At 44.0% G+C, this 23,633-nt stretch carries 30 protein-coding genes and 1 pseudogene; 29 read left to right on the top strand and 2 right to left on the bottom strand.

Annotated features, from left to right (window positions below; all coding sequences use genetic code 11):
• Positions 1–38 precede the first annotated feature (38 nt).
• The 13 genes from ACPUYX_RS19015 (at position 39) to ACPUYX_RS19075 (ending at position 9,763) form a co-directional block, all read left to right on the top strand.
• Entirely contained in the window at positions 39–656 is a 618-nt protein-coding gene (locus ACPUYX_RS19015) for a site-2 protease family protein (protein ID WP_426381224.1), read from the top strand.
• A 42-nt stretch (positions 657–698) separates the two neighbouring features.
• On the top strand, positions 699–1,673 hold the full coding sequence (trpS, locus tag ACPUYX_RS19020; RefSeq protein WP_426381184.1) for a tryptophan--tRNA ligase: 975 nt from the start codon (positions 699–701) through the stop codon (positions 1,671–1,673).
• Positions 1,674–2,441, top strand: coding sequence for a segregation and condensation protein A (locus tag ACPUYX_RS19025; RefSeq protein WP_426381185.1), 768 nt, complete (start codon positions 1,674–1,676; stop codon positions 2,439–2,441). It begins immediately after the preceding gene.
• Positions 2,442–2,446: 5 nt separating this feature from the next.
• The gene (gene scpB / locus ACPUYX_RS19030) at positions 2,447–3,010 is read left to right on the top strand and encodes an SMC-Scp complex subunit ScpB (RefSeq protein ID WP_426381186.1); all 564 of its coding nucleotides are present in this window, start codon (positions 2,447–2,449) and stop codon (positions 3,008–3,010) included.
• A 48-nt stretch (positions 3,011–3,058) separates the two neighbouring features.
• Positions 3,059–3,601 carry an RNA 2',3'-cyclic phosphodiesterase gene (gene thpR, locus ACPUYX_RS19035; protein WP_426381187.1) on the top strand — a complete coding sequence of 181 codons (543 nt, stop codon included), beginning with the start codon at positions 3,059–3,061 and terminating at the stop codon, positions 3,599–3,601.
• 25 nt (positions 3,602–3,626) lie between these two features.
• Complete coding sequence (locus ACPUYX_RS19040) at positions 3,627–5,468, top strand: ABC-F family ATP-binding cassette domain-containing protein (protein ID WP_426381188.1); 1,842 nt, start codon at positions 3,627–3,629, stop codon at positions 5,466–5,468.
• Positions 5,469–5,531: 63 nt separating this feature from the next.
• A complete protein-coding gene (ytaF, locus tag ACPUYX_RS19045) occupies positions 5,532–6,191 on the top strand; it encodes a sporulation membrane protein YtaF (protein ID WP_426381189.1) in 660 nt (219 codons plus the stop codon).
• Positions 6,192–6,202: 11 nt separating this feature from the next.
• Entirely contained in the window at positions 6,203–6,814 is a 612-nt protein-coding gene (gene coaE, locus ACPUYX_RS19050) for a dephospho-CoA kinase (protein ID WP_426381190.1), read from the top strand.
• A gap of 42 nt (positions 6,815–6,856) precedes the next feature.
• Positions 6,857–7,435: a lytic transglycosylase domain-containing protein gene (locus ACPUYX_RS19055; RefSeq protein ID WP_088226449.1), complete on the top strand. Its 579-nt coding sequence runs from the start codon at positions 6,857–6,859 to the stop codon at positions 7,433–7,435.
• Between the two features lie 55 nt (positions 7,436–7,490).
• Positions 7,491–7,769: a metal-sensitive transcriptional regulator gene (locus tag ACPUYX_RS19060; RefSeq protein WP_088226450.1), complete on the top strand. Its 279-nt coding sequence runs from the start codon at positions 7,491–7,493 to the stop codon at positions 7,767–7,769.
• A 139-nt stretch (positions 7,770–7,908) separates the two neighbouring features.
• Positions 7,909–8,391, top strand: a complete 483-nt coding sequence (locus ACPUYX_RS19065; RefSeq protein ID WP_426381191.1) for a DUF134 domain-containing protein — start codon at positions 7,909–7,911, stop codon at positions 8,389–8,391.
• Between the two features lie 29 nt (positions 8,392–8,420).
• Positions 8,421–8,795: a NifB/NifX family molybdenum-iron cluster-binding protein gene (locus ACPUYX_RS19070; protein WP_426381192.1), complete on the top strand. Its 375-nt coding sequence runs from the start codon at positions 8,421–8,423 to the stop codon at positions 8,793–8,795.
• Positions 8,796–8,908: 113 nt separating this feature from the next.
• Complete coding sequence (locus tag ACPUYX_RS19075) at positions 8,909–9,763, top strand: Mrp/NBP35 family ATP-binding protein (protein ID WP_426381225.1); 855 nt, start codon at positions 8,909–8,911, stop codon at positions 9,761–9,763.
• Between the two features lie 130 nt (positions 9,764–9,893).
• Here the strand turns inward: ACPUYX_RS19075 and ACPUYX_RS19080 are convergent, their stop codons facing one another.
• A complete protein-coding gene (locus ACPUYX_RS19080; RefSeq protein WP_426381193.1) occupies positions 9,894–10,364 on the bottom strand; it encodes an HAD family hydrolase in 471 nt (156 codons plus the stop codon).
• 145 nt (positions 10,365–10,509) lie between these two features.
• Here ACPUYX_RS19080 and ACPUYX_RS19085 point away from each other — a divergent pair, with 145 nt between their 5' ends.
• The 12 genes from ACPUYX_RS19085 to ACPUYX_RS19140 all read left to right on the top strand — a co-directional run bounded on the left by ACPUYX_RS19085 (position 10,510) and on the right by ACPUYX_RS19140 (position 20,757).
• Positions 10,510–10,911, top strand: a complete 402-nt coding sequence (locus tag ACPUYX_RS19085; RefSeq protein ID WP_426381194.1) for an iron-sulfur cluster assembly scaffold protein — start codon at positions 10,510–10,512, stop codon at positions 10,909–10,911.
• A gap of 56 nt (positions 10,912–10,967) precedes the next feature.
• On the top strand, positions 10,968–11,396 hold the full coding sequence (locus tag ACPUYX_RS19090; protein WP_426381195.1) for a MerR family transcriptional regulator: 429 nt from the start codon (positions 10,968–10,970) through the stop codon (positions 11,394–11,396).
• 584 nt (positions 11,397–11,980) lie between these two features.
• Entirely contained in the window at positions 11,981–12,889 is a 909-nt protein-coding gene (locus tag ACPUYX_RS19095) for a hypothetical protein (protein ID WP_426381196.1), read from the top strand.
• On the top strand, positions 12,890–13,420 hold the full coding sequence (locus ACPUYX_RS19100) for a YeeE/YedE thiosulfate transporter family protein (protein ID WP_426381197.1): 531 nt from the start codon (positions 12,890–12,892) through the stop codon (positions 13,418–13,420).
• Position 13,421: 1 nt separating this feature from the next.
• A complete protein-coding gene (locus tag ACPUYX_RS19105) occupies positions 13,422–14,000 on the top strand; it encodes a YeeE/YedE thiosulfate transporter family protein (RefSeq protein ID WP_426381198.1) in 579 nt (192 codons plus the stop codon).
• A 33-nt stretch (positions 14,001–14,033) separates the two neighbouring features.
• Complete coding sequence (locus ACPUYX_RS19110; RefSeq protein ID WP_426381199.1) at positions 14,034–16,250, top strand: molybdopterin-dependent oxidoreductase; 2,217 nt, start codon at positions 14,034–14,036, stop codon at positions 16,248–16,250.
• An 11-nt stretch (positions 16,251–16,261) separates the two neighbouring features.
• Entirely contained in the window at positions 16,262–16,837 is a 576-nt protein-coding gene (locus tag ACPUYX_RS19115; protein WP_426381200.1) for a 4Fe-4S dicluster domain-containing protein, read from the top strand.
• Positions 16,838–16,857: 20 nt separating this feature from the next.
• Positions 16,858–17,754 (top strand): NrfD/PsrC family molybdoenzyme membrane anchor subunit, encoded by an 897-nt coding sequence (nrfD, locus tag ACPUYX_RS19120; RefSeq protein WP_426381201.1) that lies wholly within the window; start codon positions 16,858–16,860, stop codon positions 17,752–17,754.
• A 48-nt stretch (positions 17,755–17,802) separates the two neighbouring features.
• Positions 17,803–18,255 (top strand): ubiquinol-cytochrome c reductase iron-sulfur subunit, encoded by a 453-nt coding sequence (locus ACPUYX_RS19125; protein ID WP_426381202.1) that lies wholly within the window; start codon positions 17,803–17,805, stop codon positions 18,253–18,255.
• Positions 18,252–18,872: a cytochrome b N-terminal domain-containing protein gene (locus tag ACPUYX_RS19130; protein WP_426381203.1), complete on the top strand. Its 621-nt coding sequence runs from the start codon at positions 18,252–18,254 to the stop codon at positions 18,870–18,872. Before ACPUYX_RS19125 ends, ACPUYX_RS19130 begins: the two co-directional genes overlap by 4 nt.
• A gap of 17 nt (positions 18,873–18,889) precedes the next feature.
• The gene (locus ACPUYX_RS19135) at positions 18,890–19,261 is read left to right on the top strand and encodes a hypothetical protein (RefSeq protein WP_426381204.1); all 372 of its coding nucleotides are present in this window, start codon (positions 18,890–18,892) and stop codon (positions 19,259–19,261) included.
• The gene (locus ACPUYX_RS19140) at positions 19,258–20,757 is read left to right on the top strand and encodes a hypothetical protein (RefSeq protein ID WP_426381205.1); all 1,500 of its coding nucleotides are present in this window, start codon (positions 19,258–19,260) and stop codon (positions 20,755–20,757) included. The genes ACPUYX_RS19135 and ACPUYX_RS19140 overlap by 4 nt, the downstream gene beginning before the upstream one ends.
• 211 nt (positions 20,758–20,968) lie before the next feature.
• On the opposite strand, the gene ACPUYX_RS19145 is transcribed toward ACPUYX_RS19140, so the two are convergent.
• Positions 20,969–21,832: a helix-turn-helix domain-containing protein gene (locus ACPUYX_RS19145; RefSeq protein WP_426381206.1), complete on the bottom strand. Its 864-nt coding sequence runs from the start codon at positions 21,830–21,832 to the stop codon at positions 20,969–20,971.
• Positions 21,833–22,199: 367 nt separating this feature from the next.
• Between ACPUYX_RS19145 and ACPUYX_RS19150 the strand changes: the two are divergent.
• From ACPUYX_RS19150 to ACPUYX_RS19165, 4 genes and pseudogenes are all read left to right on the top strand, one after another.
• Positions 22,200–22,334, top strand: a pseudogene (locus ACPUYX_RS19150) (FmdB family zinc ribbon protein); the annotation flags it as partial.
• Positions 22,335–22,469: 135 nt separating this feature from the next.
• A complete protein-coding gene (locus ACPUYX_RS19155) occupies positions 22,470–22,673 on the top strand; it encodes a DUF362 domain-containing protein (RefSeq protein ID WP_426381207.1) in 204 nt (67 codons plus the stop codon).
• On the top strand, positions 22,663–22,875 hold the full coding sequence (locus ACPUYX_RS19160) for a hypothetical protein (protein WP_426381208.1): 213 nt from the start codon (positions 22,663–22,665) through the stop codon (positions 22,873–22,875). The genes ACPUYX_RS19155 and ACPUYX_RS19160 overlap by 11 nt, the downstream gene beginning before the upstream one ends.
• A 78-nt stretch (positions 22,876–22,953) precedes the next feature.
• Positions 22,954–23,340: a DUF302 domain-containing protein gene (locus ACPUYX_RS19165; RefSeq protein WP_426381209.1), complete on the top strand. Its 387-nt coding sequence runs from the start codon at positions 22,954–22,956 to the stop codon at positions 23,338–23,340.
• Positions 23,341–23,633 lie beyond the last annotated feature (293 nt).

Consider the following 23,633-nt stretch of genomic DNA (forward strand, 5'->3'; position numbering starts at 1 on the left):
TTGATATAACTACAATCATAGCCAATATTCCAGCCCTAATGATTGGGTTTGCTTTTCATGAGTATGCTCATGCCTGGGTAGCAGACCGTCTTGGCGATCCCACACCTCAGAGCCAAGGGCGCTTAACTATGAATCCGCTGGTACATCTTGATCTGTTCGGAACCTTGATGGCCCTTTTATACCAATTTGGCTGGGCCAAACCGGTTATGATCAATCCTCATTATTTTAAAGGCAATAAACGTCGGGGAAGAATGTTAGTTGCCTTAGCGGGTCCGGCTGCGAACTTAATTATTGCCTTTCTTGCCTTGTTTGCCTGGTATATCAGCATGCACTGGCTTCATGGCACAGACTGGAGCTTTGTTATTCAAATGGTGTTTAAATCCATTGTCTTTATGAACTTGGGCCTGGGCATCTTCAATCTCTTGCCAATACCTCCGCTTGACGGGTTTTCAATTCTTACCGGTATCTTACCGGAACGGCTGGCTCGATACCTCTATTTACTTGAACAATACGGTTTAATTATTTTGGTAATACTCTTATTTACGGATGCTTTGAATATTGCCTTATACCCGGCAATGAATGGAATTGTTTTAATATACCAAACGGTTATCACCATGATCTTAACCCCTATTTTTGGCCAGTTATGGTTGGTTTAATCGATTCATAAGCTAACGGAGATTACTAAAGGAGTGTAATGTATGAAAGGAAGAATATTGAGTGGAATGCGTCCGACAGGGGCGTTGCATATTGGTCACTTAAGTGTCATCCAAAACTGGGTTTCTCTGCAGGAAGATTATGATTGCTATTTTTCTGTTGTTGATCTGCATGCTTTGACTTCGGGGTATGAAGATAAATTAGACTTCACTCGCCTTCGCCGCGACATTGCTCTGGATTGGCTCAGCGTAGGTATTAATCCTGAGAAAAGTGCCGTTTTTATTCAGTCTGAGGTTAAAGAACACTCAGAGCTTCATTTGCTTTTATCGATGTTCACTCCTCTATCATGGTTGGAGCGCGTCCCCACTTACAAAGATCAAATTCAACAATTAAGTATGCAAGGAAAAGATTTAGGGACCTATGGATTCTTAGGCTATCCTCTTTTAATGGCAGCAGACATCTTAGTTTACAAAGCAAGTGTTGTGCCCGTTGGGGAAGATCAGCTCCCTCATGTTGAGCTTTGCCGGGAAATTGCCCGCCGGTTTAATTACCTTTATGGTTCAGTATTTCCGGAGCCGAAAGCTCTTGTGGGCAAAGTTCCCTTATTGCCAGGTGTGGACGGCCGTAAGATGAGTAAGAGCTACAATAACGCTATTTCCCTCACAGCTTCTCCTGAAGAGATTAAGACGCGAGTTCAGCAAATGATTACAGACCCGGCACGCCTTCGTAAAGATGACCCTGGTCATCCGGATGTATGTATCGTGGATAAATTTCATCAGATTTACACGCAGGAAGTGGCGGAAGTTGAAGAAAATTGCCGGGCAGGAAAAATCGGATGTGTAGCCTGCAAACGTCTTCTAGCTGAGAATTTGGAGAAGTTACTAAGCCCCTTTAGAGAGCGTCGTGTCTATTGGGAGGAACCGGGCCGGGTGGAAAAGGTCTTGGAAGAAGGTGCATTGCGTGCACATGAAGCGGCCGCGGTGACGATGAAAGAAGTTCGAAGTGCCATGGGGTTGTAAATGGAAAGTGGTAAGAACAGTCCCCAAATAGAATTGCCCGTTTATCACGGCCCCTTGGATCTGCTCCTGACCTTAATTCAGCAGGAAAAAGTAGATATCTATGATATACCTATTGCTCGCATTGCCGATCAGTTTGTCGAAGCAGTCCGAGAAATGGAGTCTTTAGATATGGAAGTAACAACTGAGTTTCTTGTTCTGGCAGCTCAGTTGCTCTTTATGAAATCAAGGGAACTTTTGCCAAAACCTGCAAAGAATGGGCAAGATCAAGCTGAAGAGGAAGACCTGCGCCAAGAATTGGCTGAACGTCTTGTGGCATACAGAACGTATAAACAGGCAGCCCAGATGTTGGAAAAAATCGAAATCGCTTCAGGACGTTCCTTTGATCGAGAAATTGATGTGGAGGAATTATTAGTAGACGTCCAGCCGGAGGACCCGCTCAAGGGGATTTGCTTCGAGGATCTTTGGCGGGCCTTTTGTAAAGTTATTGAGCGAGCCGAAAAAGGGGAGGAAATTCGGGAAGTTGAGCCGGATGAAATTGCTATCGGTGTTATGCTTGCTGATGTAATGCGGCGAGTGCTTCTCCACCCCAAGGGCCTTCGTTTCACTCACTTATTGCGCAGCGGATCGCGCATGGAAATTGTTGTTTCTTTTCTTGCATTACTGGAGCTGTTGAAAGCGGGTAAAGTTCGTGCTGAACAATCCGCGGTCCTCAGTGATATTATGTTATTCCCGACAGAAAAGGCATGGGAATTCATAGAAGAGGAGTAGATAAAATGCTGTTTCGGGAACCGGAAACGGCTGCCTTAGAAGCCTTATTATTTGTTGCTAAAAATCCGCTGACCTTTGATCTGCTGGAGGAAATTCTTGAATTAGATCATTCCAAGATTGAGGAACTGCTGAATGAACTGCGAAACCGTTATTCTGCTGAGGCGTGCGGTTTAATGCTCTTAGAAATTGATGGAGGATTTAAATTGGCAACGAAACCGGAAGTTGCTCGCTATATAGAAGCCCTATATAAACAGCCGGCTCAAACTTTATCGAATGCGGCCTTGGAAGTCCTCTCTATTATTGCCTACAAACAACCTGTTACTCGCGGGGAAGTTGATTTCATTCGAGGGGTTCAGTCCGATCGGGCCTTGAATACGTTAGTTGAGAAAGGTCTAGTCAAAGAAGTCGGACGTAAAGATGGGCCAGGACGCCCTATCCTTTATGGAACTACGGAACAGTTCCTCCTGCATTTTGGTTTGCATTCAATCGATGATTTGCCCAATCTTGAAGTTTTTACTCTAAGTGAACGTGAAGCAGCAAGTACCCTTGAAATAGAAACTGAAACCTAAAATCACCAGGTTTTTTACTGACTGGGCATGGCGATAAGGAGAACTGTAATGAGATTATTTATTGGTATTGATATCCCAGCCGAACTAAAACGCTCCCTCCTCTCGTTTCAATCAGAACTTAGAGGACTGGGAGTCGACGGTTCCTGGAAATCTGCAGATAATTTTCACATTACCTTGGAATTTTTAGGGGAACTTGATCCTGAAGTAGTACCGATCATTATCGAAAGTATGTCTTTAGCTGCTAAGAACCGTAGGTCATTTAAAATAGATATTGGAGGTTTGGGCGTCTTTCCCTCATATAAACGGCCACACACTTTGTGGACCGGTGTGGGCGGAAACTTGACGGAATTGAACCAATTGTGGGAGGCGATACGTGCTTTACTCGTAAACAAGAGCTTTACGTTGGAAAGTAAAAAATTCAAACCGCATATCACCTTAGCATCTCGCCCAAACCTTAAGCCAATCGACTTGAGCAGCCTGATGACCAAAAAACTGGTTGAATTTACAGTTAAAGAGGTTACTCTTTTTGAAAGCATAGTCCTACAAGGAAAGAGGACTTACAAAAGTTTGTATCTTGCAAGGCTGCAGTGAGTGAATAAAGGGGCCAATTTAAGAAATGAGTATTTTGTTTTGCCGGGATTGCGGTGTTGATGTTTCTGGAGATCCGTTGTTTAGACAGGTGAGTTTTGCGCTGGAAAATGGAGAAAAGGCGGCTTTAGTGGGTCCTAATGGTGCAGGAAAAACGACGTTGATTAGAGCGTGTTTAGGGGAAGTTCGTCTCGAAAGCGGCGAGACTCAAATTTTTGGCACATATGGCTACCTTCCGCAAATGCCCATTATCGAGGAAAAAGGGAATGTATTTCAGTGTATGCTCCAAGAAAGAGCTGATTTGCTCGCAATGCAGAAGCAACTCCGGGATTTAGAACAGAAAATGGCGCATACCCCTAGTGATAAAATCATGGAACAATACGCCATGTTGACGGAACGTTTTGAACGTCAGGGCGGATATGCTTTAGAAGCTTTAATTCGGAGGATTTTGGCTGGACTGGGTCTCGAAGGTGAAGCTAATACCCTCGTTCAGTCCTTGAGCGGGGGGCAGAAAACGAGATTAGCTTTGTCCAAACTCTTACTTCGCTCTCCGGAACTCTTGATTTTAGATGAACCTACAAATCATCTTGATGTTGCGGCTTTAGAATGGTTGGAAGGGTACTTGCGGGATTATCCAGGGGCCCTTCTTATCGTTTCCCATGATCGGTATTTTTTGGATCGTACAGTCTCCAAGGTCTTTTGCCTGGAAAATGGTAAATTAAAAAGTTACACTGGGAATTATTCTGAATTTGAACTACAGCGTGCCATAGAAAGCAAAACGATTGGCCGCGAAGCGGAACGGTTGGAAAAAAAGATTGCCAAACTTGAAGAATATGTCCGCAGAAATAAAGCAGGAGTTAATTCCAAGCAAGCCCGCGGACGGGAAAGTCAGCTGAATAAGCTAAAGCCTATCCCTGTAGAGCACTCTGACCATAAACTTTCAATTTCCCTGGGAAATGCTGGCCGCAGCGGGGATCGAGTGTTGCTTTTGGAAGATGTTACGATTAACTTTGAGAATAGAACGTTGTTTCAGCATGTTCAATTGGATCTTCGGCGTGGGGACAAAGTCGCTTTATTGGGTAAAAATGGGGTGGGAAAAACTTCACTTTTAAAAGGAATTCTGCGCCAAATTCCCTACCAAGGAACTATTCGGTTAGGGGCTAATGTTAAAGTAGCCTACTATTCTCAAGAACATGAGAACCTAGGCAACGCTGGGACTGTAATGGACGAAATCCGTACTGTCTCAAATTTAAAGGACCCGGAAATCAGAAATCTTCTGGCTCGGTATGGCTTTAGAAACGACGATGTTTTTAAGCATGCAGCTGTACTAAGCGGAGGTGAAAAAAGCCGCTTGGCCTTATGTAAATTGTTCCTGGAACAAGGAAATTTGTTGTTGCTGGATGAACCAACGAATCACTTGGATATGGACACTCGAGGTTTGTTGGAAGAAGCGTTGCAGGAGTACGAAGGTACGGTCCTTGTCGTCTCCCATGACCGTTACTTTTTAGATAAGGTGGTTCAAAAGATTGCGGAATTAACCCCTCAGAGTCTGACAATATTCGAGGGTGATTATACAAACTATCGGGAATCAAAACAAGAAGAAGACTCCTTCGTTGCTCCAAAGGAAAAAAATGTTAGGCCCGGTTCTCAAGAGCAGCAAGAAAGCCGTAATCTCGCGCGTGAGAAAAGGCGGCTTAAACAATTAGAGAAAGAAATAGAAGAGTTAGAAGAAACACTTGGAAGGTTAGAAGGTGAACTTGCTTCTGCCGGCAACAATTATGAATTGGCAATGAGCCTTCATGAGGAATATGAAAGGGTGAAAAAACACAGGGATAGTGTACTGGAGGAATGGATCGCGGGGAGCGATTGATTTCACCAATTAACCCATCTGCCCATATATTATCCTGAAGTCGCAAGGTGGAGGGATACATATATGGGAGTAGCTTTACTTATGGCTGTAGCATTAAGCTTAGATGGCTTTGGTGTTGGTTTGGCATATGGACTGCGCCGTATTCGCATACCGTTTGGTTCATTAATCGTTATAGCTATGTGCACTGTTTTGGCAATGGGTATATCGATGCTCTTTGGAAGTATCGTTAAACTTTGGCTCACCTTTTTTCCGGCAAGGTTGTTGGGGGCTCTGATATTATTGGCTCTGGGGGTTTTTCAGCTGGGCAGAGCAATAATCAATCGTAATCATGAGCAATTGCCTGAGGCAGTTCCAGCGCTAGCTGTTATTGAGAAAAAACCTGCCGCAGAACCGGAGTTTCGCTTCCAATTGGAATTTTTAGGATTTGTGATCCAAGTACTTAAGACACCGCAAATTGCTGATGTGGATGGGTCAGGCGGGATTAGTCTCAAAGAGAGTTTTTTGTTGGGAAGTGCTTTGGCTATGGATGCTTTTGCCAGTGGTATTGGAGCCGCAATGGCAGGAATGACAGTGTCTGTGATTGGCGTTGTTGCTTTGACCCAGATTTTTATGTTATGTTTAGGCCAGCAAATGGCCGGCAAAGTTCCTGAGAATTGGATCAGCAAAGCAGAATTTTTGCCGGGGACTGTTTTAATCCTAGTCGGATTGGGCAAATTGATTTGAGGTGAGCTTTTTTGTTAACAATCGGCTTGACTGGTGGTATTGGCAGCGGAAAGTCAACGGTTTCCCAGTGGTTTGAGACCCAGGGTGTTTCGATTGTTGACGCAGATAAAATCGTACACCGTTTGTTAGAATCAGATGTTAACTTAATTTCGCAGCTAGTAGAAACCTTTGGCCCTGGAATCACGGGGAACCAAGGGGAAATTGAGCGCAGGAAACTGGGAAAATTGGTATTTGCTGATCAACAAGCTCGAAACACTCTTGAAGAGCTTGTTCATCCTCGAGTACTTGCAACTATGAAGAATGAACGAGAGAATCTGGAAAATTCAGGTGCAAAGGTTTGTGTGTGGGACGTTCCTTTGCTTTTTGAAACAGGATTTGAACAATATGTTGATCAAATTTGGGTTGTCTGGATACCTCGAGATATACAGCTTCAACGTGTACTTAAGCGAGACAATTTAAGCCTTGGTGAAGCAGAAGCTCGAATTTCTGCCCAGGGATCGTTAGATGAAAAACGCCGGCGGGCTCATGTTGTCATTGATAATTCTGGAACTATCCAGGCAACGGTAGAACAACTCAGAGAAGCTTGGAAAGAAATAAAAGAAACATATTTAAGAGGAAACTAGGATATATTCATGTAACAGTCCTAATCGAGATGAGGAGATGCGATGCTTAAAATGAAGGAAAGGATCAGAGCAAGCAAAAGGCTTCTTCTGGTCTTAATAGTCGTAATCCTTATAGGCTTTGGCCTATTGAACATACCGTCGTTCGAAAGAATTCTTTATCCCTACCCTAATCAAAAAATTGTGGAAAAATATGCAGCTGAATATGGTGTTGATCCTTTGCTCGTCGTTGCTATTATTAGGGAGGAGAGTAAATTTCTCCCTCAATCCCAATCTCATAAAGGCGCTGTAGGCTTAATGCAGCTAATGCCCAGCACTGCCCAATCAATTGCTGAAAGCTTGGGAGATAAAAGTTATTCCAATGAAGATCTTATTAAGCCTGAGAAAAATATTCAATATGGAACTTGGTATTTAGCCAGCTTGGAGAAGGTTTTTGACAATAATCTTGTTCTTGTGATTGCTGCCTATAACGGTGGCAGAGGACATGTTCAGGAATGGATGGAATCCGGGCAGATCGATCCTAATAATGTCCGGCAAGAAGACATTCCCTTTAAAGAGACCAGAGATTACGTGGGACGTGTCTTGAAAAGTTATCAAAAATATATTAAACTTTACCGTACATAATTTTCTGCAGCTGATAGGAGATTTCATGACGAGAAGGAAATGAGGAGAAACTACCGTGAAAGATGTGGACCAAACGGATACCAAAAAAATTATTACTCGACTTAAAACGGTGCGGGGTCATATTTCAGGGGTTGAACGGATGATTGAAGAAGATAAACCCTGTGAGGATATACTATTGCAGCTCGTTGCTATCCGTTCGGCTGTCCAGAAAGTATCAGTGATTGTTGCTCAGCATTATGCTAATTCCTGTCTGGTTGATGCCCTCGATAAAGGAGAAAATCGTCAAGAGGTTTTAAGTAAAGCCATTGAAACCCTAATGAAATTAAATCAGTAATTACACCAGAAAATCTTGCAGCCACCGGAAACTTGGGACTTCCGGCGGCTTATTTTTTGGGGATAAACTCTAATACTTGATTATTCCAACGATTGTGGCTATACTGTAATTGAGCATATGCCCAAAAGGAGCTGATACAATGTCAAGACGGCGTTGTTGCGGCCGCATTGATGAGACAATAGCTTGCCAAACGTTTATTCCTCAGGGATATTCACGTTGGCCGGAAGTATCAATCCAGCTTGAAGAACTTGAAGCCGTTCGTCTCAAAGACAAATTAGGCCTGGATCAAATTGAATGTGCAGCATCTATGGGAGTTTCCAGAGCTACGTTTCAGCGAATCCTTGGAGCAGCTAGAGAGAAAATTGCCACTGCCTTGTTAGAAGGCAGACCCATCATTATTCAAGGGGGTAATTATACTGTAAAAAATAGGGTTTTCGAGTGTCTTCATTGTCAACATATCTGGGAGGAAGAACCTTGTTCTGCGGGTGGTAAGCATGGCTATGAAATAGTCTGCCCAAAGTGTGGCAACCTGGAGAAAATGCGTTTAGACAATGGGATCAAACGTCCTTGCGGAAGTCACTTAAGAAAGAAAAGCAGCAGTGATTGTTGTGAAGAAACTTAAAAAGGGAATAATTAAAGGAGGTTATTTTTATGGCGAAAAAGATTGCGATTCCGACTGATGGTGAGGTTTTAGATCCCCATTTTGGACGGGCTGCAGGGTTTACAGTCTTTGAAATTGAGGGGCAAACCGCTCGCTTGGTTGAAGAACTCAGTGCAACAGGTCTTCAGCACCAGCATGAGGGACTTGCCAATATGTTTAAGAACAAAGGAGTAGAAGCTCTCGTTTGTGGCGGAATCGGCGGGGGAATGATCAACGGCCTTAATGCTGTAGGACTAGAAGTCGTCTCAGGAGCTTCAGGGAGAGTTGTTGATGTTGCCCAAGCCTATGCGGAGGGTAAAATTGTCAGCACCGGATCCGTATGCCAACATGACCACGGACATGAACACAATCATACCTGCCACTAAGTTAAGGTTCTGCCATTATTGGACAAACTTGACAAAGCAAGAATCAGGGTAGTAAGATGAACTCGGATTACCCATTTGGAGGGTAATTTATGATAGGAAAGGGAGGCTGTACCGTGAGTGAAGCATGTAATAGCTGTTCTGCAGCAGGAACTTGTACGGGAGATAGTTGTTCCAATGAACCAAAATTGACAGATGCTCAAAAAGCCAGCCATATTGACAAGATTATTGCTGTTATGAGCGGCAAAGGCGGCGTTGGTAAATCCTCTGTGACGAGCATGTTAGCTGTGAGCCTAATGCGTCAAGGCTACAAAGTCGGGATCTTAGATGCTGATATTACAGGACCAAGTGTCCCGAGAATTTTTGGGGTTACAGGAAGAGCAGGCGTAAGTAAGACAGGAATTCTTGCTCCTCAGAGCCGTGACGGGATTAAACTCATGTCGCTGAATCTTATGATAGAAACAGAAGATGATCCTGTTATTTTAAGAGGACCACTGATCACACAAATTGTAAATCAGTTTTATACTGAAGTTGTTTGGGGCGACTTGGATTACCTCTTAATTGATTTGCCTCCGGGTACCGGAGATGTTCCTATCACAGTCTTCCAATCATTACCTGTCGATGGGGTTGTTATGGTAACAAGTCCTCAATCATTAGCAAATATGGTCGTTCGCAAAGCCATTAAAATGGTGCGAAACTATAAACCTCCCATTTACGGCTTGATCGAAAATATGGCCTATGTACAATGTTCAGATTGTAATCATCGCATGGAGGTTTTTGGGAAGCCTCAAGGCAAGGATGAAGCTGAACGTACGAATATTCCATTTTTAGGTGAGCTTCCTCTGGATCCCGCTTTAGCGCAATTATCGGATGCCGGTAAGGTTGAAGATTATCAATCACCTGTGTTTGACCAAATAGCAAAACGCTTAGCTGAAGAAATCAAAAACCATAGTGGTGAAAAGTTAGCCTAATATGAAAACAAAGGCCAAGATTGCCCTCTAGGGACAAGCCTTGGCCTTTGTTTTATTTCACTAGAGGTCAATATGTGAGAAGACTGTCTCTTCGTGCGTTAGCTAAGTGTTCTTTATAAGCTGGAAAAAATTATTGTCTGAGAGTAGCTTTCAGGCGTTGAGGTTTTAAGAGCAACCCAAAGGCGTCTTCAATATCCTTGACAATAATGTCGGAGGCCAATAAAGCACATGTACAAGCCCCTTCAAAGCCAATTACGCCAATCCCCAAATGAGCTCTTTCAAGCATTAACTGATCATTTGCACCGTTTCCGACGGCAACAACATGATCTGGATTGAAATTCAATAAGTAGTCTGCCTTTTCTCTGGTATGGTTCGAGCTTGTTAAGACGTTTACTTGGACGGGTAAGTCTTGGCACTGACGTTCCACGGTTCCAAAGGTATCTGACGTTAGAATATGAATGTCCATTAAGTGAGCTAGATGCCGCAGATGTTCTCTGGCCGATTCTAACATGTTGCCATCTAAGGCCAAAGTACCGTTATAATCCAAGACCAATACTTCCAAGACGACGATCCCTTTGCCAGGGATTATTAATTCAATCATTTGTTTCACACTCTTTTACTAAGTTTTCTGTAAAGTATCTTTGAGGAATATAATATATAAACATATATTAAATTTCAATAAAATTATTGAAAAGAACTCAATAATACCATATAATGTGATCATATTCATAAATGGTGGTGAGACGATGTATTCACAGAAGGTTACCGAACTAATAAGGAATCCTATTAATCAAGGAAAAATGCCGAATTCGGATGGTGAAGGAACATTAAAAGATCCACAAAGCGGGGATGTATGTACAATTTATATTAAGGTTGAATTTGGTATTATAAAAAGTATCAGTTTTTGGGTCGAGGGAGATGAAGAGACTTTAGCCAGTTGTAGTATGACCACCATTTTGGCTAAAGAAAAACATTTGGCGGAGGCGTTAAGGTTAAGTAAACAAGATTTGATGGATGCCTTAGAATGGTCCGATGAGGTGAAACATTCTTGTTTGGACCTTGTCATAAATACTCTGGGAAAAACGATTCAAGACTATCTTCTTAAACGAGGAATTTACTATATTCAATATGAAAAACTGGATACCTAAGATCTGGATACTAAGAGTACATAGCGAAGTTTTTATGCAATTTGGAAGTGACAAAAATGCTTGATGAGGATCAAGGATTGTATACGATTGGCACGGTTGCGGAGTTAATTGAAGAACATCCGGAGACTCTAAGAGTTTGGGAACGAAATAACCTTATCCATCCGGAAAGAAAAGGAAGACAACGAAGATATTCAAACAATGACATTAAGAGACTGCAATTTATTAAATATTTAACAGATCAAAAAGGACTGAACATCGCTGGCGTCAGACACATAATTTCAATGTATTCATGCTGGTATAATCGCAATTGTAAAGGGGGCGCTTATCAGAACAGTCCTGTTCCGGTCAATGAAGCAAAAGCTTGTTGGAAAATAAAAAACACCTATTGCCTTGTTGCAAGTGACAAAGCCGAAATGTGTAATTCTTGTGCTCTTCTGAAGAGTTGCCGAGTTGGTGAGGAGTGTAATATAAAGGATAATGGTTAAAAAACGACTTAATGTCGTTTTTTTACTTTATAACAGCATGACAGTGAACTCGCTCAGCTAAAGTTGAACATCGGGGTTTCGGTGACGAAAGTGTCCAGTGGACACTTTCGTGGAAAGCGTCTAGCCCATGACAAATTTTATCGCGCTAAAGGATGGACTCTACCCCACCGAAGCAAGGTATGGGAATCACTCCCGATTGTAGAAGTGGAAGTCCGAGCTATTTTGATTCGCGTCTTGTTAATTCCTCCATGGTTACCTCTCCTTTTTAGGCAGAATATTACAGTAAACGACATAGGGGTATTGTTTTTCTATATTGACCCTGCGAGATTTTCATTGTATGCTATAAGTAATCACCCACCCCCTCCCTAGGGGGTAGGACGAAGTGAGCATGTGATTATATTACCATAGCCAGCAATTAATCGCTAGACAATTTATCTAAAATAGTATTACATAGTTCAATTCGATGATCAAAAGAGTTAATTGTGTTGGCAAACTAAAATGAATCTGTAACCTTGGAGGTGATCAAAAAGAGGATATGCGGATAGTAAACTATTTGATAATTTGAAATGAGGTGAGGAGTAAACGTGAAGCGGTTAAAAATGTCTATTATTGCCTTAATCTTCGGGATTGTTGGAATAGTTTTCGTTGGCTATTCCGGACTGTCAACTCCCAAAGACGCTCAAGCAGCCTGCGGGGCATCAACGTCTTCCTGTAAAACGTGTCACGAGGTTCAAGGAGCCGATCCTGTTTCCAAAAAGGGAGATTGGCATACACAGCACTCCTTTGGAGATTTCTGTCAGGCTTGTCACTTAGGTGTGGCAACGGAAACAGATAAGACAAAAGCTCATACAGGGATCATTGCTAAACCTCTAGCTCAGCCGGACCAAACTTGTGTCTCGTGTCATCCAACGGATACTGCGGCACGAGTTGCTAAATACGGAGGATCAGCAACAACGTCCAATGTTTCAGGTAATAACTCAAAAGGAAGCCCCTCTGCTGCAGGGACAGCTCCTTCTGCAGAGACGGGATCAGTCGCTCCTTCGCCGGCAGCAACTCAAGTTCCGCCGACTTCTAACCCGAACTATGATGTTCTTGACTTTAGTAATAATGGCAAACTATCCTGGCTTACTTGGTCTATCATCGCTGCCGATATTTTGATTCTTTTAGTTTTGGCGATTTTGCTTTGGAAATGGAAAAAAGGTCTCTGGCCTTGGGCCTACCTTAAAGGAAGGCAGAGATATGTTCCCTTTAATACCCTGCCGTCGGAAGTTCAAGACGTATTTAGACAATTGCTTGCCGGGGATATGGAGACAGTTTTGCTGCTAAAAACCATTTTAGAACGTCCCAATGGGCGGCAAACCTTGCAATTCTTATCTCAAGTGCCGGAGAATATCCTGGCTCAGCTGCAAAGGATGGATGAAAAAGATCTGAAACAATTGATTTCCTTAGTTGAGGCTGAGAAAGAGAAGGATAGGGGAAAGGGGGAAGTATAAATGTCTTTTACCGAAACAATGAAAGAAAAAACATGGTCTCCATGGGCCGCGGGCTTTCTTTTGGGAGTAACTGCCATAGCCTCCTATGTTCTGGTTGACAAGACGATCGGATCTTCGGGAGGCCTCGAAAGCATCGACAGCATGCTTTTAAAGACGTTTCATTCTAACTTAGCAAACTCGATGTATTTTAAATTTCAGATGCCTCCTGTACTAAGCTTTCAAATTATCCTGTTTATTGGCATGCTGCTTGGCGCGCTTGTCTCGAGTTTATGGTCTCATGATTTTAAAGTACGCTTGATGCCTGATCAGTTGTGGACCCAAAATTACGGGCCCAGCAAGTTGAAACGGTGGGCATTGATTTTTATCGGCGGCATGATTATTGAATATGCTGCCGGGATTGCCGGCGGATGTACGAGTGGCTTGGCCATATCTGGTACAATGCAGCTTTCACCGGCAGGCTTATTATTTATAGTTGGCTTGTTCGTGTCCGGGATTATCACTACCAAACTTTTGTATGGGAGGGATTATTAACATGACCACCTATGTTATCCCGTTAATTATTGGTTTTTTCTTCGCCTTTGCGCTGCAAAAAGCCGGCTTAGGTCATTATCATCGGATTGTCAACCAATTTCGTTTTAAGGATAACACCATTATGAAATTTATGATGACAGGGATTTCAGTGGGGCTTGTTGGCCTTTATGCTTTGAAAGATCTGGGCTTTATTCAATTGGATCAAATGTCCTCGACATATATTATCGGCAATCTCCTGGGCGGACTTCTGTTCGGAGTTGGTATGGCGTTAGCCGGGACATGACCGGGTACTTTGATCACAGGTTGTGGTCAGGGAAATTTGGACTATTTAATTCCCGGCGTTTTAGGTTTTCTTGCCGGCGGCGTTCTCTTTGGGGCTACCTACCAGTCAATCTTCTTAAAAATATCGACCATTGGCGTTTATGGGCAGCAATCCCTTGAGGAATTGCTCCATGTAAACCATTGGCTGTTTATCTCTCTCTTTGTTCTCTGTACTCTCGTGTTCTATGTGGGGTCAAAAATTGCCGAGAAAGCAAAAGATGTCTCCGAAAAACAAGCCAAAGACTTGAGGATGAACTAAATCTTCTCGGTAATTAAGAAAGGAGGTCTGAATATGGCCAAGATTTTCACATGGGACCAGTTGTTCAGCCGCCGGCAATTTATTAAAGGTGCAGCAGGTACGGTGCTGGGTGCCTCTGCCGGTCTGGGGCTGCTAGCACCGGATAAAACCTTTGCAGGGTCTTCTTCCTCAATACCGTCAGATTCTGCAGAGAGTAAAGAAATAAAGAAAGTAACTACAATTTGCGAGCAGTGTGTTTGGCGCTGTGGCGTAATTGCCCGGGTTGAAAATGGTCTTGTCAAGAAATTGGAGGGAAATCCTGATCATCCCAATAATATGGGAAAGCTTTGCCCACGGGGAAATGCAGGAATCGAAACGTTATACAGCCCTGACCGTATAAAATTTCCTCTTATCCGTGCAGGGGCGCGGGGAAGCGGATTGTGGCGCAGAGCTTCCTGGGATGAGGCTTTGACGTATACGGCGGAGCAGATAAAAAAGATTAAGGATAAGTATGGGGCCAAAGCCATGATGTTCAACTCCACCGACAACTTGTCCCAGCCTTTTTTTGAGATCTTGCTCAAAGCTTACGGTACCCCAAACTATGGCACCCAGAGGAGTCTATGCTTCAATGCTATGACCACCGGTTTTTATTATACGTACGGTGTTCCTCAACCAGGAACGGATTATAAAAACTGCAAGTATATGATCTTTGCGGGCAGAAATCTGGCCGAAGGAATTTCCAACAATGAAACCCAGGAAATGATTGAGATGATTGCCAGGGGAACTAAGGTTGTGGTTCTTGATCCGCGTTTCAGCAAAACAGCATCGAAAGCCACAGAATGGCTGCCGGTGCGCCCGGGAACGGATTCCGCTTTCTTTTTGGCCATCCTGAATGTCATTATTCAAGAAAAACTGTACAATCAGGATTTTATCACTACCTATACTCAAGGTTTTGACGACTTAGTCCAGGAAGTCAAGGAATACACGCCGGAATGGGCGGAGAAAAAGTGCGAGATTCCTGCAGCAACAATAGAGAGGATTGCTCGGGAGTTTGTAGCTGCAGCTCCTGCAGCTATTGCCCATCCGAACTGGCGCACCTCAAATTTTAAGAATTCTTTCCAGACTGAGCGGGCAATTGCGGTCCTTAATGCCTTAATCGGAAATTGGGCTAAACCGGGGGGACTTATTCCAGATCAGGAAATCAATACGGCCAAGCTTGGCGTTTTATCTCATCCACCCTTTCCACCGGCCCAGGGAATGCGGCTTGATGGTGTACCCTGGCAGTATCCTCTGGTACCTCTATCCTATGGCGTAATTCAAACTATGCGGGATAATATCTTGACCGGCAAACCTTATGAGGCTAAAGGATGGCTGATTTCCCGCCAAAACCCCATTCTCTCTATTCCGGAACGGCAGAAAACCATCAATGCTTTTATGAAGTTGGATTTTGTTGCGGTTATTGATATCCAAGCCAGTGATACGGCCTATTATGCCGATGTAATTTTGCCTGAATCCAGCTATCTGGAACGTTATGACGGGTTAATCCCTATCGGCGACAAAATCTTTATCAGGCAGCCGGTGATTGAGCCCTTATATGACACGAAAAGCAGCTTAATGATTTATAAGGAACTGGCCGACAAATTAGGCCTCGGTGATTTTCTTCCCTACAAAGATGAGCGTGATCTTTTGGCCAAACAACTTAAACCCTACCCAATCAGCTTAGAGGAGTTAGAGAAGGCAGGCCATTATGTGGTACCGAATTTCCAAAAGGATTATTCCAAGGACTTTGAATTTCAAACCAGCAGTGGGAAAATTGAATTATCGTCGAGTATTATGGCGCAAATGGGCAAAAAGGCGGTGCCCACCTGGGATGAGCCGCCCCGCCCTTCACAAGGCCACTATTATCTATTGACGGGAAAAACTGCACAGCATTCCCAAATGTTTACGCAGAACAATCGTTGGTTATTGGAAGTTTTTCCAGAAAATCGAGCCTGGCTGCATACTTCGGTGGCTGCAAGGCTTGGGGTTAAGACAGATGACAAGGTTATTTTGGAAAGTGACGTTGGTAAAGTGACGATTAAAGCCCAGGTTACCGAAGGAATCCGGCCGGACTGCATTTTCATGGTCGGAGGATTCGGTCATGTCAGCAAAGGGCTTAAATCAGCCTATAAACTAGGAGCAAGCGATTCAGCACTCCATAAGACCGTGACAGATCCACTCTCGGGAGGTTCGGCTTTGAGTGAGACGTTTGTAACTGTAAGTAAGGCGTAGGAGGGAAAACTATGACAGTTCGTATGGGATTTGTCATTATCACTTCGCGCTGTATCGACTGTGATGCCTGTATGGTCGCGTGCCGCGCCGAAAATGACGTACCCCTTGGAAAAACACGCAATTGGGTCAAAAGTAGTGGTGTTCAAGGTGAATTTCCCAAGGTTAAAGAAGTTTTTCAACCCGGAAATTGCATGCATTGTGAGCACCCTCCCTGCGTTTCGGTATGTCCCACAGGTGCGTCCCAAAAACGCGCCGATGGTATTGTCATTGTTGAAAACAGTAAATGTATCGGGTGCAAATATTGTATTACTGCTTGTCCCTATGATGCTCGTTTTGCCAATCCGGAGACAGGCAAAGCTGATAAATGTACGTTTTGTTTGCAGCGCTTGGAGAAAGGCTTAAAACCGGCCTGCGTCCAAACTTGTTTGGGAAAATCACGGCACGCCGGTGATCTCAATGACCCGGAGAGTGTTGCAGCCAAATTAATTGCTAAATACCCAAGTCGTCAGTTGCTGACGTATGTGGGAACCGGCCCAAATATTTATTATATTGATGATGTCGTTCCGGAAATACCTGAGGGCAAATAAGGGCGAAGGAGGGATTGCATGTGGAAATAACCTGGGGCTTATTAATTGTTATTTACCTCTTTACGGCAGGGGTGAGTGCAGGAGCTATGATTACCTCGAACCTGACCTTGCTTTTGGGCGGTAAAGATTTTGAAAGGGTTGGCCGTTGGGGGGCATTTATTTCACCCTTTCCAATTTCTTTAGGGCTGGGTGTCTTGTTACTCGATTTAGGAAGTCCTTTTAACTTCTATCGTTTATTTATGACGTTGCAGGTTCGCTCTCCCATGTCTTATGGGAGTTGGGCGATTCTTTTCTTCACTTTGCTGAGTGTTGCCTATCTTTACCTTTGGCTGCCTCAGAAGCTGCAAATTGTCGGGGAAACTAAAGCTCTGGAACAATGGAAAAAAAGATTGGCTAAAATAATTCCTTTCTTGGCGGTAGGTGTGGCCTCCTATACAGGTCTTCTTCTCAATGCTGCCGCACGTCCCTTGTGGGCTGCTCCCCTGCTGCCGGTGCTTTTTTTAGTATCTGCTTTGTCTACCGGGGTGGCTGCTGTAATTTTTATCTCAGCGATTACTCCCTGGCAGCGGGCCAGGCAGGGGGAACTGCACTTATTGACTAAAGTGGATGCTTTGCTCATCGTTTTAGAATGTTTTATACTATTAGCGATGATAGTGATGGGCAGGTTAAGTTCTCTCAGTGTTGCAGAGGCCTTCGGGAGTATGATCTACGGACAATTTGCCTTTGTTTTTTGGATTTTGATCGTAGGCTTGGGGCTGTTAGTTCCTTTTTCCCTGGAGTACTTGGAATTGAAAGAGAAATTTTCAGTTCGCTGGACACTGCCTGTGACCATCGGCAGCAGTTTCCTCGTTCTTTTTGGCGGATTTTTTGTCCGCTATATCATAACTTATGCCGGGCAGTTGAGCCGTTGGTTTTAGACGATTCCGGGATTTTGATCTGAGCGAAGAAGGAAGGGCTGAAAAAGGATGGCTGGGCAAATAGAGTGCTCGCGACGGACAGTATTGCGCTTTGCTTGGGCTGGAATGGTTGCGGTGGGTGCCTTGAGTGTCAAACCTCTTGTTGACTATCTGACAAGTAAAGAAGATCAGCCGCGCACGCCCTTGGTAGCCTATGAAAAGAGCCTCACAGCAAAAACGGATTGGCAGCATGTACCCAATTCACGTGTTTGGGTTAAGAGGGATGATCAAGGCATTGCTGCTTTAGTTGCGACCTGTACCCACCTGGGCTGCGAAGTAACGTATCATCCGGAAAGAAAACAATGGTTGTGCCCCTGCCATGGCAGTATTTACGACACAGAAGGCAGGCCTGTAGCAGGGCCTGCCCCTAAAGCCTTGCCAAGAGCAGCTGTGGAACGAAAGGCGGATGGATCCTTGATCATTAATACGGAGAAGCAAGTTGGATTGGATGCGCGCCTATGAAGGATAATTTTGTTAATCACCTGCGGCCGAGATTTATCTCAGAGCGGGCACTTTCGGTCTACTACACCTTTTGCCTCGGTGGGCTGTCGTTTTTGGCCTTTCTAATGCTTGGAATTACAGGGATTCTTTTAATGTTTCACTATCAACCTGGTGCAAGTTCAGGTTTCAGCAGTGTTCTAACGATTGGGTCGGTAATTCCGTACGGGTCCGTCATTAGAAATCTGCATTATTGGTCGGCACAACTTATGGTTGTGACCGTTAGCCTGCACATGGTCAGAGTCGTCTGGACTCATTCCTACAAGCCTCCGAAGCAGCTCAATTGGCTCGTTGGTGTCGGACTGCTGGTGCTTGTTTTGGTTTTGGATTTTACGGGTTTCCTGCTGATTGGTTCCCAAGAAAGCGGTGCAGCGGCAACGGTTGCTGACAATCTGCTAAAACAAATTCCGGGTTTAGGCACAGCCCTGGCGCAGATTGCCTTAGGCGAACCGACTGCTTTAAGCGGCAGCACTTTGGTTGTTTATGTCTGGCATTGTGTGGCCTTGCCCTTGGCAGCGTTCTGGCTGCAGCTCTATCATTTTTGGCGGATCCGCCGTGACGGCGGAGTACGCCCTCTCTAGGGAGGGAGATAGCTAAAATGGCTCGTTCACCTATTAATCAGCTTAAGGATAACGAGGGAATAGCCGCCCTTATTTTTCTGATCCTTTGCACTCTTTTGGCTTTTAAAGTTTCGCCTGGCGTGGGAACGAGCAATTTGGCTCCGGCAGTTTCTCATGCGGCAGCCCCCTGGATCTTTGGGCCTTTTCAAATACTGCTTTTGTATCTTCCTCCTTGGCTGGGGGCTTTACTCGTTCCAGCCTTAATCCTCGTTGGTCTGGTCGCTGTGCCCTGGATTGCTCACTATTGGGGGGATACTTGGGGGAGAGGGATTTTCAGCGCTCTTTTCAGTCTGGTCCTTGTCCTCCTCTTCTGGTTTATGGTGAAAGAATTGTGGTGGAGTCACTTATGAAGAAAGCTTTGATCTTAGCGGGTCTTTTTCTCGGTCTAATTGTTTTGATTCTCATTATTCAAGGCAGCACTCCGGATTGGGCTTACTATCAACGGGAGTATTTTCAAGAACAGGCAGCAAACTTGCAAGCGCAATTAAGTTTAACGAAAGATAAGGCGAAGAAAACTCAGCTGCAGCAAGAAATGAAAAGCTTTAAAAATCGCAAGCCTGAAATTATTGACTTGGTGCTTCCCAACGGGAACGTTGAGCGCTGCCAAACCTGTCACATCGGCATCGAGGAAATTTCCAGCTCTCATCCCAGTAATACCCTTGGCTGTGTTGTTTGCCACGGAGGGAATGCTCTCTCTTTGGACAAAGCAACGGCTCATGCACAAATGTATGGAGGAGGGCACCCGGGTTCCTTGAACGCAGTTTCTTTAAGCTGCGGAGGAACGGCTGAGAATGGGATGGCTTGTCACTCCGGCAATCAGGAAGCGGCGAAAAATGAAGTCGATCTCGTGAAAACGTCGATTATGTCCACAAAGGCCGGCGAGCTCAGTGTTGTACGCCGGATGTTCGGATTTGATAAAACGAATGAGGTGCCGGGACTTGTCAAGGGGCAGTCAGCAGTGCTTTATCCCAATCCCCTGCAAGGACAGCCCAATCAGAAAGCGTTTCAGCAGAACTGTCTCAATCAATGTCATCAAAACGGAGGGGAAATTTCTGCTTTCTCGACTTCCAATCATGGTTCTCCTCAGGGCAGCCAAACCGGCGCGAAATCTCAAACAGAGAAGACGATTCCAGCAAATGGCTGTGAGGTATGTCATGTTTTAACCAATCCTCAGCATACCTATGTTGGGGCAGATACCGCCATGCGTTCCGCTGCTTTTGGCTGGGGGATGACCCACAGCTTGACAACCCAGATTCCTTATACCCAGTGCAACCAGTGTCATAATCAAGGGAACCATGATCCGTTGAAAATGAGTTTTGCCTTTCGCTCGGATATGACCAAAGTCATGAGTGACTGGAAATCCGGAGACACCAATTATCTGGACCGTGTCAAGGATTATTACTTGCCTGGGGAAGTCTTTGCCCAATGTGAAGTCAGTTTGGACTGCATTGATTGTCATACTCGGCAAGACGTCATGGGAGACAACTTACTCCATACCTCACAATATGAGGCTGTTCACCTCCAATGCCAGGATTGTCATGGTACCAAAGAATCTCTTCCTAAGACCAAGAAAATTTTGAACCCTAAGGACTTAGCCTTTGAAGAACAACTGACGAATCCTAAGTTTCCGGCCCTGAAACTTGGGGATGAGATTCTTATTACGGGAAAAGGGGAGGAATTGCCCTTTATCCGCCATGAAGGAAATAGTTGGCTGCAGACCAGCCGGGTCACAGGCAAAACCTTTACTATTCCGATAGTGTATGGAAGCAGCTGTCAGCAATCATTGCTGGAACAAGGGGCAGACTCCTGTCATAAATGTCATGACCGGAGCGCAGCACATCCTTAAGAGGATCTTCTGTCGAGGGTTATAGTGAACTCGTTCAGACTAAAGCTGAAAATTGGGGCTTCGGGGACTTTACTCCCACCGAAGCAAGGTATGGGAACCATTCCCACTTGTCGAAGAGAGAGTCTTATGATAAAAACACAGAGGCTATGAATGTATCTTCTATTCATAACCCCTGTGTTTTATTTGTTATTGTCCTCCTCAAAGGAAAGGTTCATAGGCTTTTCTGGCAATTCACTGCTAAGATCGACATCCGTAGCCGGAACATTTTTGTAACGATGTCAAAGGAAACGTTATCCATCCATAATTCCCCTGTGCCGCTGAGCAACATACCGATATTGATAATGGCGCTGTTATTTGGTACATCTAGTACAACCGAATAATGGTTCCAGTCTGTATCGCCCGTTACGGGGCGGTTTTGCATATTATCGATTTTGATCACATTCGCGGTTATGTTGTCAATCCTCATCCATAGTCCACCCCAGCCTGTAACACCTTTCGCTTTGATAAAGCCGGATAGACGCACTCTTTTTCCAATATAGTTTTTTGCTTTAAATTGTTGCATGACCGTATAATAGTCACCTGTCTCCAATTCTGTACTGGTGCTTTTTAAAACGACCGATTTTGTTCCTTTGAAAAAAACTTCTCGGTCAAATCCAGCTTCAAATTTCCCTGGAGCCGTTCCTGTTACGATCCATCCGGGAATCTGCTGATTGGTTTGCATATCGTTCACCTCATTTATACTTACTAAATGGTTTATTGCACGGCGGTATTTTCCAGGGGGAAGCGCGTATACCTTCTTAAATGCTCTTGTAAAGGCCTCTTGAGATTCAAAACGACAATAGAGAGCAATGTCCATAATACTAAACTTCGATGACAGAAGAAGTTTTGCCGCCATAGTCAACCGGCGGCTTTGAATATGCTCCTTCAACCCCAAGCCGATCTCGCGCTTAAAAATGCGTATAAAGTGATATTTTGAAAATCCGGAGACTTTTACAATCTCATCTAAAGAGAGCTTCTCGCAGAGATGTTCTTCAATGTACGTAATGGTGTCCTGAATACTTTGAGAATAGTTCATAGGCTGCTCCTCCTAAAGGATAGTATAGTACAAATTAGAAGATTTTTTTTGACTTATATTGCGCAAATTGTATTGCCTGCCAGCCCTTAAGTTTGGCTTGTCTTTTAGCAGGAGACCTTTAGCAAGTAAATAATTTGCAATAAATATCGGATTCGTAGAAAGAAATCCCAACGGGTTGACAAATCAGTGATATGCGAATATATTGGAATTATAAAATACCCTAGCGGGGTATAAGGGATAAAGATAAGATTGCTGTGTTTGCATCACAAAAAGAGCCAGGAGCCAAGGGTCGAGCTTCTGAATATGGGGTTTGGAGCTGGGCAAAGCAGTAATTATGAACTAAAGCCAATTAGGAGGATTGAAGACGATGCCAAGTTATGATTTAATCTGCCAGACATGTAATCATAAGTTTTCCGTCTTTTGCAGCATAAGCCAAAAAGACGGGCAAGTATGTCCAGTATGCGGAAGTGACCAAATTAAACAGCGGTTTACTACAATTAATGTTATGGGGAAAAGCTCGAGTGGAGGATCTTCTGCAGGCGGCTCAAGCTCTGGACCTCAACGCTTTGGCTGAGCAGGATGCTAAGGAGGAACCGGGTGTTCCTTTCATAAAGCGGGAATAAGGAGGAGAAAAGGAATGTCAGCGTATATCTTGGAAAAACTTTGCCGGGGGTGCAAGCGCTGTGTCAATACCTGTCCCGAACAGGCCATTGCCATGTTGTCACATTTGGCAGTGGTAGATCCTAAGAAATGTGTGGAATGTGAAGCTTGCATGGAAGCTTGCATGCATGGTGCTATTACCTTTGTGGAGGCAGGGGAGATGAAGATTAATGGCGGATAAAGGACAAGCGCATGAAAAACCGCTGGATCAACAGGAAGTATTAAAGCAGCTTAAAGAAGTTGAGGAAAAGCTAATTGATCTTAAAGCTCGTTGGCCGTTTCACTCGGTGCAGCCGCGTATGGTAGCGGAACGAGAAGATCTGGAAGAAGAAAGAGACCGTTTGTTGGGTATCCTAAATGTATTGGGCGTTGTTCTGGATTAATTTCTAATTCGAACAACAAGGCATTCTATTGCTTGAAACCAAGAGATTAAATATTATCTGATAAAGCGAGGGAAAGTCATGGATTTAAAGTATGAAGTTAAAACGAATAAACCTTTTCTGACAGCTGTGGAAGATTTGAAGAAAACATTAAGCAATAATAGTTTCGGCGTTTTGTGGGAACTTGATTTTAAAGACAAATTAGCAGAAAAAGGGCTGGATTTTCAAGGCCACTTTAAGGTTTTGGAGGTCTGCAATCCCAAACAAGCAAAAGAAGTATTGGAGCTTCAGGTCGAAGTCGGATATTTTCTACCCTGTAAGGTGGTTGTTTACGAAAAAGAAGAAAGTGTGTATATGGGAATGATGCGTCCGACATCTTTGATCGGTATGATGGAACACAAACAATTGCTGAGCGTTGCACAACAGGTAGAGAGCGTGTTAAAGAAAGCCTTGGATGAGGCGATCTAATAATTAATCAAGGTGAGCACCATTTCAGGATACAATCTAAATTATCCTTGGGGCTGTATAAAAACTTAATTCTAAAAATCCAAAGTGGGTGCAAATAACCAAAGGCGTTCTCGCTTCACTAATAGTGGAGTGAGAACGCCTTTATTCAATGGTTAGGCAAGTAAAGCTCATTTGCCGCTTGGTTCCTGCAGTCGTATCTCTTGTCAGGATATCTTGAAGCAATATTAAAAGTTGATAGTTAATTTGAGAAATTCGGGGAACACTTTCGCTATAAAGAAAATGACTCAAGGAGG

It is taken from the genome of Desulfosporosinus sp. SYSU MS00001 (genome assembly GCF_049943955.1).
Classification (GTDB): domain Bacteria; phylum Bacillota; class Desulfitobacteriia; order Desulfitobacteriales; family Desulfitobacteriaceae; genus Desulfosporosinus.

Excerpts from the sequence above, each read along its gene's own strand:
- ACPUYX_RS19015 (WP_426381224.1), top strand. The coding sequence starts at position 39 with ATGATTGGGTTTGCTTTTCATGAGTATGCTCATGCCTGGGTAGCAGAC.
- trpS (WP_426381184.1), top strand. The coding sequence starts at position 699 with ATGAAAGGAAGAATATTGAGTGGAATGCGTCCGACAGGGGCGTTGCAT.
- ACPUYX_RS19025 (WP_426381185.1), top strand. The coding sequence starts at position 1,674 with ATGGAAAGTGGTAAGAACAGTCCCCAAATAGAATTGCCCGTTTATCAC.
- scpB (WP_426381186.1), top strand. The coding sequence starts at position 2,447 with ATGCTGTTTCGGGAACCGGAAACGGCTGCCTTAGAAGCCTTATTATTT.
- thpR (WP_426381187.1), top strand. The coding sequence starts at position 3,059 with ATGAGATTATTTATTGGTATTGATATCCCAGCCGAACTAAAACGCTCC.
- ACPUYX_RS19040 (WP_426381188.1), top strand. The coding sequence starts at position 3,627 with ATGAGTATTTTGTTTTGCCGGGATTGCGGTGTTGATGTTTCTGGAGAT.
- ytaF (WP_426381189.1), top strand. The coding sequence starts at position 5,532 with ATGGGAGTAGCTTTACTTATGGCTGTAGCATTAAGCTTAGATGGCTTT.
- ACPUYX_RS19055 (WP_088226449.1), top strand. The coding sequence starts at position 6,857 with ATGCTTAAAATGAAGGAAAGGATCAGAGCAAGCAAAAGGCTTCTTCTG.
- ACPUYX_RS19065 (WP_426381191.1), top strand. The coding sequence starts at position 7,909 with ATGTCAAGACGGCGTTGTTGCGGCCGCATTGATGAGACAATAGCTTGC.
- ACPUYX_RS19070 (WP_426381192.1), top strand. The coding sequence starts at position 8,421 with ATGGCGAAAAAGATTGCGATTCCGACTGATGGTGAGGTTTTAGATCCC.
- ACPUYX_RS19080 (WP_426381193.1), bottom strand. The coding sequence starts at position 10,364 with ATGATTGAATTAATAATCCCTGGCAAAGGGATCGTCGTCTTGGAAGTA.
- ACPUYX_RS19085 (WP_426381194.1), top strand. The coding sequence starts at position 10,510 with ATGTATTCACAGAAGGTTACCGAACTAATAAGGAATCCTATTAATCAA.
- ACPUYX_RS19090 (WP_426381195.1), top strand. The coding sequence starts at position 10,968 with ATGCTTGATGAGGATCAAGGATTGTATACGATTGGCACGGTTGCGGAG.
- ACPUYX_RS19100 (WP_426381197.1), top strand. The coding sequence starts at position 12,890 with ATGTCTTTTACCGAAACAATGAAAGAAAAAACATGGTCTCCATGGGCC.
- ACPUYX_RS19110 (WP_426381199.1), top strand. The coding sequence starts at position 14,034 with ATGGCCAAGATTTTCACATGGGACCAGTTGTTCAGCCGCCGGCAATTT.
- ACPUYX_RS19115 (WP_426381200.1), top strand. The coding sequence starts at position 16,262 with ATGACAGTTCGTATGGGATTTGTCATTATCACTTCGCGCTGTATCGAC.
- ACPUYX_RS19125 (WP_426381202.1), top strand. The coding sequence starts at position 17,803 with ATGGCTGGGCAAATAGAGTGCTCGCGACGGACAGTATTGCGCTTTGCT.
- ACPUYX_RS19130 (WP_426381203.1), top strand. The coding sequence starts at position 18,252 with ATGAAGGATAATTTTGTTAATCACCTGCGGCCGAGATTTATCTCAGAG.
- ACPUYX_RS19135 (WP_426381204.1), top strand. The coding sequence starts at position 18,890 with ATGGCTCGTTCACCTATTAATCAGCTTAAGGATAACGAGGGAATAGCC.
- ACPUYX_RS19140 (WP_426381205.1), top strand. The coding sequence starts at position 19,258 with ATGAAGAAAGCTTTGATCTTAGCGGGTCTTTTTCTCGGTCTAATTGTT.
- ACPUYX_RS19145 (WP_426381206.1), bottom strand. The coding sequence starts at position 21,832 with ATGAACTATTCTCAAAGTATTCAGGACACCATTACGTACATTGAAGAA.
- ACPUYX_RS19155 (WP_426381207.1), top strand. The coding sequence starts at position 22,470 with ATGTCAGCGTATATCTTGGAAAAACTTTGCCGGGGGTGCAAGCGCTGT.
- ACPUYX_RS19160 (WP_426381208.1), top strand. The coding sequence starts at position 22,663 with ATGGCGGATAAAGGACAAGCGCATGAAAAACCGCTGGATCAACAGGAA.
- ACPUYX_RS19165 (WP_426381209.1), top strand. The coding sequence starts at position 22,954 with ATGGATTTAAAGTATGAAGTTAAAACGAATAAACCTTTTCTGACAGCT.